Below are 6,321 nucleotides of genomic sequence, written 5' to 3'. Positions count from 1 at the left end.
CTCTCAGGCCGGCTACCCGTCGTCGCCTTGGTAGGCCATTACCCCACCAACAAGCTGATAGGCCGCGAGTCCATCCAAAACCACAAAAGCTTTCCACCAACCACCATGCGATGGAAGGTCATATCCGGTATTAGACCCAGTTTCCCAGGCTTATCCCAGAGTCAAGGGCAGGTTACTCACGTGTTACTCACCCGTTCGCCACTAATCCAGGAGCAAGCTCCCTTCATCGTTCGACTTGCATGTGTTAAGCACGCCGCCAGCGTTCATCCTGAGCCAGGATCAAACTCTCCGTTGAAAACAAACAGACACAACCAAAACCAGTGGAAATAACACCAGAAAAGGCTGCACAAAATTTGAAACCAGCTGTAAAAACCATGCCAACCACGGGGTGGCGGCACAGCCAAAACAACCAATAAAACAATTGGTATCAACAAACTTGGCACACTATTGAGTTCTCAAACAACAGACACACCCGGCACCACCCAAACAATTCCGTTCAGGATCGCTCCGGAGCAACTTTTCAAACTTACCCGATCCCCCACCACTTTGCAAACCGCGTTACCCGCGGCCCCAAGCAATCAAGGACCAGCCCCACCCGATCAGGCACACTCAAAAGCGAACCATTTTTCAGGCCGTTCAGAAGGGGTTTTCGCCGCTATTTTTCCGCATCAGCGGCGGCGACTCAGAAAACAATACACGCCCACCAACCCCACCGCAAATCCACCCGCACCGGGCTCCGCGCACCCTGGAAAGCCGCGGAATCACGCGGAAACCGAGGGCTTGGCGGCACAAAGGTGGCCCGGGCCCGCCGGATGTGACCCGTATGGAGTGGATCACACCGGCAGGCCCGGGCCGCCAGTCTGTGCAGAACCTACTTGGACGCTCCCCCGCTGAGGCTCCGGTCCTCGTCAAGATCCGACGCCGGCCCCTGCTGCTGGACTGCTCCGGTGCCCTTGCCGCCGTCGACCGGACGGCCGTCGTCGTCCTTTCCGTCCTTGCGGGTCTTGACCAGGCTCGCCACGGTGGCCACCACAATGGTGGCGAAGATGAAGAGCAGCGAGAACCAGATGGGGATCTCCGGAACCCAGAGCAACGGCTGCCCGCCGTTGACGAAGGGGAGCTCGTTGACGTGCAGCGCGTGGAAGACGAGCTTTACGCCGATGAACGCCAGGATGACGGCCAGGCCCTGTGCCAGGTAGACCAGGCGTTCCAGCAGTCCGCCGATGAGGAAGAACAGCTGCCGCAGGCCCATCAGCGCAAAGGCGTTGGCGGTGAAGACGATGTAGGCCTCGTTGGTGAGGCCGTAGATCGCGGGGATCGAGTCGACGGCGAAGATCAGGTCAACGAAGCCGATGGCGATGATGGTCAGGAGCATCGGGGTGGCGAAACGCTTGCCGCCCTGCTTCACGGTGATCTTGTCCTCGTGATACTCATCGGTGAGCGGAACCACGCGGCGCACCAACTGCATGAATTTGCCGTCCGCCGGGTTGGAGTCGTGGCCGCCAAACGCCTGCTTGTATGCCAGGAAGAGCAGCAGGGCACCGAAGATGTAGAAGATCCAGGAGAAGTTTTCAATCAGGGTGGCACCGATGGCGATGAACCCGCCGCGCAGCACCAGCGCGATGATGATGCCCACCATCAGCACCTTCTGCTGGTACTTCTTGGGGACGGCGAATCCTGACATCACGATCAGGAACACGAAGAGGTTGTCGATGGACAGGGCCTTCTCCGTCAGGTAGCCGGCAAAGTATTCACCGCCGAAGTTCCAGCCGGAGACCATGCCGATCCCGACGCCGAACAGGAGCGCCAGTCCAATGTAGAAGGCGGACCAGCGTGCCGATTCGCCGATGGACGGCTCGTGGGGCTTGCGGACGTGGGCGAAGAATTCGTAAACGAAGAACAGGATTGTCACGGCAATGGTGATGATCCAGATGAGCGGTGTGACCTGCATATGGGTACTCCAAAGGGGTTGGCGCTGACAGTTACGCCAAGGTCTCCTCCGCCCGGTTGAACCGGAGCCGGTGGCCCGGGACGCTTCGCTGCGTCCGTATTGACGGGCCACTCACAGACGGGAGTACTCCCCTTGATGCATCAATCCTAACGCATGGATGGATCCGGGTCAGGTGAGTTTGGGCACCAGGACGGGGGTGCTCTTCTTGTACTGCTCGTAATCCGGCTGGCCGCCCCACTTCTTGTCCGCCTTGGCCTCCAGCGGCGGAACGCCGCTGCCTTTGGTCAGCAGGAGGGTGACGAACACCGGGGAGACCAGGGCAGCCCACTGCCACCCCTGCAGGACGGGCAGGGCGATGATGGCCACGCCCACCCAGAGCGTGATTTCGCCGAAGTAGTTGGGGTGCCGGCTCCTGGACCACAGGCCGGTGGAGATGAAGCGGCCCTTGTTGGCGGGATCGTTCTTGAACCGGGTCTTCTGCACGTCGGCGGTGATTTCCACGGTGATGCCCACGATCCAGACCACCAGGCCCACCCAGAAGAACCAGTCCAGGCCCACTTTCTTGTCGGAGGTGATGGCAACCCAGGCGAGGGCGGCGGTGAGGACCACCCACAGGCCCTGCAGGGTCCAGGTGTTCAGGTAGCGGGCAAAGTCCGGCTTGAGTTCATCGAAGCGGTCGTCCTTGCCGTGCTTCATGACCCGCAGGAAGAGGAAGCCGCCCAGCCGCAAGGCCCAGAGGACCACCATGGCCGCCAGCAGCATGCCGCGGGCGTCAATGCCGGGGCTGGCCAGTACCAAGAACACCGTGATGGAGATGTAGGTCAGCGCCCCGGTGAGGTCATAGAACTTCTCCGTCTGTTTGGCGAAGGACGGGATGAACACCAGCCACTGAATGAGCATTGCCGCCGCCACGCCCAGCGCGAACACCGGGAATCCGCCGATGCTGGAACCGCCCTGGCTGCCGGCGAGGGCGATCAGCACCGCAGCCACCACTGCCAGCCCAACGCTGATGAGCGCCTTCCTGCTCTTGTCCGTCATTGCGTCGAATCCTTTCCCTGGCCTGCCGCACGCTGCTGCACGGCGCGGTCTGTCCGCCCACTTGGTCTTCGGAGCCGCGACAAGTTTGTATGGGTGACCCGTCCGGGCTACGCTGCGGCGCCGAACCGCTGGTGCCGAAGCCCCCGATCCCGAGGAGTCCAGCATGAACCATCGCGTGAAGAACTGGTTGACCGCCTACGCCGTTGCGGCCGTGATTTTCGCTGTGCTGGATGCGGTGTGGATCCTGGGCGTGGCCAACCCGCTCTACCGCTCCACCATCGGGGACCTCCTCGCGGAGAAGACCAACTTTGTGGCGGCCGTCCTGTTCTACGCCATCTTCGTAGCAGGAATGGTCCACTTCGGCATCCGGCCGCATGATTCCGCCGCAACCGTCCGGCAGCGCGTTGCCGGGGCTGCGCTGTTCGGGTTCTTCACCTACGCCACGTGGGCGCTCACCGGCCTGGCCGTACTCAAGGACTTCCCGGCCCTGGTGGCCGTGACGGACATTCTGTGGGGTGCCGCGGCCTGCAGCCTGGTCACTTGGCTCACCTCGGTGGTCTTACGACGGCGGATCGCGGCCCGGGTGCCCTGACCCGCCCTCCCGCCGTCCCCGGCGTCATCCACGGCATACTTTTGGCCCTCCCGGCTGCAACGTTCCCCGGAACCCAAGGTTCCGCCGTCGTGCGTCATCAAAAGCGTGCTCTGCGCGACACCGGCGCATACTGGAAAAGCCGACCAACCGGGCCGGCCCCCTCCACTGACCAGCGAAAGGTGCCATCATGCCCGCCCGCTTCTTCCCTGCCGACCCGGCCCGGCTGCACCTGGTGCTCATGCTGATGCTGACGTTCTCCACGGGGGTGATCGACGCCGTCGGTTACCTGGGCCTGGACCGCGTCTTCACGGCGAACATGACCGGCAACGTGGTGATCCTCGGCATGGCGCTGATGGGCGGTGACAACCTTCCCGTGCTGGGGCCCGTGGTGGCGCTGGCCGGGTTCATGGTGGGCGCACTGATCTCAGGGCGGACCCTGCGGACGGTTCCGTCCGGGTGGGCGCACCGCACCACCGGACTGCTGGCCGGCGTGGGCGTGGTGATGGCCGCCGTCGCCATCGCCCTGCTCAGCGGCGTCACGCCACGCAACAACGAGCCCCTGACCGTCGCCATCACCGGCGTCCTTGCCGTGGCCATGGGCGTCCAGGCCGCCACCGCCCGGCACCTCAACGTCAAGGATGTGTCCACCGTGGTGGTCACCTCCACCATCACCGGGCTCGCCGCCGATTCGCGCTTCGGCGCCGGCACCCACCCGTTCTGGAGCCGCCGGATCGCGGCCGTGGGCCTGATCATGGCCGGGGCGGCGGTGGGCACCGGGCTGCTGCAGATCCACTTGGGCCTCGGCGTGCTGGTGACCGCCCTGATCACACTCTTCGTGGCCCTGGTGGGCCGCAATGCGGTGACCCGCCGGGATGCGGCGGCCCCGGCAGTGGACCCCGGGGCCCGCGTCGTCAGCGGTTGATCGTGCGTCACGCACGGCACGCTTTACGCCCGGCGGCGGCGACCAAACCCCGGAAACTCAAGGTCCCGCCGTCGTTGCTGCCCTGAAAGCATGCTGTGCGTGACGAGGGCGCGGGCCGACGTCGGACGCGGACCTTTAGCCGAACAGCGCCGCCACCCGGGTGAGGGTCTCGTAGACGCCGTAGGCCAGCGGCACGCCCACCAGGGCCCAGCCGACGGCGAGCTTCCCGGCTGCGGTGTTGACGGGCGTGGAGTGGTTGGCGGGATTGGTGCTCATCTCAGGCCTCCATGGCGGGTTCGTGCGGCCGCTCGCGGTCCGGGCGGGGTTCGTGGAATCGTGCGCTGACGGGTTTGACCAGCAGGTTCGCCACAAATCCGACCACCAGCAGCGCCACCATGGTCAGCAATGCCGGCTGGTAGGACGCTGCCGTCAGCTGGCCGGGCTTGCCCTGGGCGTCCAGGAACGCGTTGACGATCAGCGGCCCGGCGACGCCGGCGGCGGACCAGGCGGTCAGCAGCCGACCGTGGATGGCGCCCACCTGGAAGGTGCCGAAGAGGTCCCGCAGGTAGGCGGGCACCGTGGCGAAACCGCCCCCGTAGAACGAGATGATGAGGAAGGCCAGCGCCACGTACAGGATGGTGGTGCTGGATCCGGCCAGCGCCAGCACCGTGTACAGCACCGCCCCGACCCCCAGGTAGAGCATGTAGATGCGCTTGCGGCCGGTGATGTCCGAGGTGGCACTCCAGGCGAACCGGCCCGCCATGTTGCCGATGGACAGCAGCCCCACGAACCCGGCGGCGACGGCGGCACTCACCGCGGAGGCGCCGTCGGACGTCCTGAAGAAGTCCTGGATCATGGGTGCAGCCTGCTCAAGGATGCCGATGCCCGCGGTGACGTTGCAGAACAGCGCGACCCACACCAGCCAGAACTGCGGTGTCTTCACGGCGTTCCTGGCGGAGACATTCTCGGTGGTCACCAGCTTGGCGGCCTTGACCGTGGCGGGGTCGAAGCCGGCGGGGCGCCAGCCGTCCGCGGGGACCTTGATGGTGAAGGCTCCGAACAGCATGTACACGAGATAGGCGACGGCGAGGGTCAGGAAGAGCTTGCCCACGGCATCGCCGCTGGCCACCCAGCCCTGCGCGCCGGAGTTGGGGTCGTACGCCTTGAGCAGTGCGGTGGACACCGGGCTGGCGATCAGTGCACCGCCGCCGAAGCCCATGATCGCCATGCCGGTGGCCAGGCCGGGCCGGTCCGGGAACCACTTGATCAGTGTGGACACCGGCGAGATGTAGCCGATACCCAGGCCGATGCCGCCCACCACGCCGTAGCCCAGGTAGACCAGCCACAGCTGGTGGGTGAAGATGCCCAGCGAACCGATCAGGAACCCGCCGGTCCAGAACATGGCCGAGGTGAACATCGCCTTCCTCGGCCCATTCCGGTCCACCCACGTGCCCATGATCGCGGCGGACAGGCCCAGCATCACGATGGCGATGGAAAAAATCAGGCCGATCTCGGTCAGGCTGGCGCCGAAATGCTTCACCAGCGCCGTTTTGTACACGCTGGTGGCGTAGGCCTGCCCGATGCAGAGGTGGACGGCGAGCGCCGCCGGAGGCACCAGCCAGCGGTTGAAGCCCGCCGGGGCAATGGTTCTTTCGCGGTCCAGGAAGCCCATGGATGATTCCCCTGCTCAATTAGACGTCGGTGTCCGGCTGTCCAGAGGCCAATGGCCCTTCCGCGGGACACGTCGGCACCTCCACACGCCTCCGGCCATCCTGCGCCAGATCATCAGCAAACGTAGGATTCCTGCGGTGAGCGGTG

General features: G+C 64.8%; 6 protein-coding genes and 1 rRNA gene. 2 read left to right on the top strand and 5 right to left on the bottom strand.

Annotated features, from left to right (window positions below):
- The 3 genes from AS031_RS18090 to AS031_RS18080 all read right to left on the bottom strand — a co-directional run.
- Positions 1–295, bottom strand: a 16S ribosomal RNA gene (locus AS031_RS18090); the annotation flags it as partial.
- A 576-nt stretch (positions 296–871) separates the two neighbouring features.
- The gene (locus tag AS031_RS18085) at positions 872–1,951 is read right to left on the bottom strand and encodes a TerC family protein (RefSeq protein WP_058269548.1); all 1,080 of its coding nucleotides are present in this window, start codon (positions 1,949–1,951) and stop codon (positions 872–874) included.
- A gap of 168 nt (positions 1,952–2,119) precedes the next feature.
- Positions 2,120–2,989, bottom strand: a complete 870-nt coding sequence (locus AS031_RS18080; protein ID WP_058269547.1) for a DUF1295 domain-containing protein — start codon at positions 2,987–2,989, stop codon at positions 2,120–2,122.
- A gap of 163 nt (positions 2,990–3,152) precedes the next feature.
- Here AS031_RS18080 and AS031_RS18075 point away from each other — a divergent pair, with 163 nt between their 5' ends.
- Together AS031_RS18075 and AS031_RS18070 are read left to right on the top strand one after the other, a co-directional pair.
- On the top strand, positions 3,153–3,581 hold the full coding sequence (locus AS031_RS18075) for a DUF2177 family protein (RefSeq protein WP_058269546.1): 429 nt from the start codon (positions 3,153–3,155) through the stop codon (positions 3,579–3,581).
- A gap of 187 nt (positions 3,582–3,768) precedes the next feature.
- Positions 3,769–4,503 carry a YoaK family protein gene (locus AS031_RS18070; protein ID WP_058269545.1) on the top strand — a complete coding sequence of 245 codons (735 nt, stop codon included), beginning with the start codon at positions 3,769–3,771 and terminating at the stop codon, positions 4,501–4,503.
- A gap of 135 nt (positions 4,504–4,638) precedes the next feature.
- On the opposite strand, the gene AS031_RS20060 is transcribed toward AS031_RS18070, so the two are convergent.
- Both AS031_RS20060 and AS031_RS18065 read right to left on the bottom strand, forming a co-directional pair.
- Complete coding sequence (locus AS031_RS20060) at positions 4,639–4,779, bottom strand: MFS transporter small subunit (protein ID WP_169793889.1); 141 nt, start codon at positions 4,777–4,779, stop codon at positions 4,639–4,641.
- Between the two features lies 1 nt (position 4,780).
- Positions 4,781–6,175 (bottom strand): OFA family MFS transporter, encoded by a 1,395-nt coding sequence (locus AS031_RS18065; protein ID WP_058269544.1) that lies wholly within the window; start codon positions 6,173–6,175, stop codon positions 4,781–4,783.
- Positions 6,176–6,321 lie beyond the last annotated feature (146 nt).

This window comes from Pseudarthrobacter enclensis (genome assembly GCF_001457025.1).
Lineage (GTDB): Bacteria > Actinomycetota > Actinomycetes > Actinomycetales > Micrococcaceae > Arthrobacter > Arthrobacter enclensis.
The sequence above is the reverse complement of the archived record's forward strand: the minus strand, read 5'-3'. Positions and strand labels throughout refer to the sequence as shown.

Coding starts and splice junctions, on each gene's coding strand:
- AS031_RS18085 (WP_058269548.1), bottom strand. CDS start 1,951: ATGCAGGTCACACCGCTCATCTGGATCATCACCATTGCCGTGACAATC.
- AS031_RS18065 (WP_058269544.1), bottom strand. CDS start 6,175: ATGGGCTTCCTGGACCGCGAAAGAACCATTGCCCCGGCGGGCTTCAAC.
- AS031_RS18080 (WP_058269547.1), bottom strand. CDS start 2,989: ATGACGGACAAGAGCAGGAAGGCGCTCATCAGCGTTGGGCTGGCAGTG.
- AS031_RS18075 (WP_058269546.1), top strand. CDS start 3,153: ATGAACCATCGCGTGAAGAACTGGTTGACCGCCTACGCCGTTGCGGCC.
- AS031_RS18070 (WP_058269545.1), top strand. CDS start 3,769: ATGCCCGCCCGCTTCTTCCCTGCCGACCCGGCCCGGCTGCACCTGGTG.
- AS031_RS20060 (WP_169793889.1), bottom strand. CDS start 4,779: ATGAGCACCAATCCCGCCAACCACTCCACGCCCGTCAACACCGCAGCC.